This window comes from Tetzosporium hominis, from assembly GCF_002265435.1.
Classification (GTDB): Bacteria; Bacillota; Bacilli; order Bacillales_A; family Planococcaceae; genus Chryseomicrobium; species Chryseomicrobium hominis.
Genome location: NZ_NOKQ01000257.1, coordinates 1 through 322, shown reverse-complemented (window position 1 = coordinate 322; position 322 = coordinate 1). Strand labels below are relative to the sequence as shown.

General features: G+C 43.2%; 1 pseudogene. It reads right to left on the bottom strand.

Annotated elements, in window-relative coordinates:
• Positions 1-322: pseudogene (locus tag CF394_RS11930) on the bottom strand (primosomal protein N'); the annotation flags it as partial.

The following is a 322-nucleotide window of genomic DNA, read 5'->3' as shown; positions in this document are numbered from 1 at the left end:
CCTTTCCTGCTTGCTAAGCTCTTCTTTACTGGCATTTGCCTGAATATGCCTGACCATTTTTTTATTGGTTTTTTGCGCAACTTTATACGTCACATCAATGCTGCCTTTTTGAACATGCTTTTGAATCAGTTTCAGCGTATCGTGATCGGGTATATCCGAATACAGAAGAGTCTTTGTTTCAGAAAACAGCCGTTCCACTTGCGGTGGTAGATCGGCACCGTGTGCGATCTTTAATTCTTTTTCATATTTCGCCTTTAATGCGGCAGGCAGCATCGCTTGAAGCGCCGTTATTTTAAAAGACAGCGTTTTGTCGGCCAGCCAT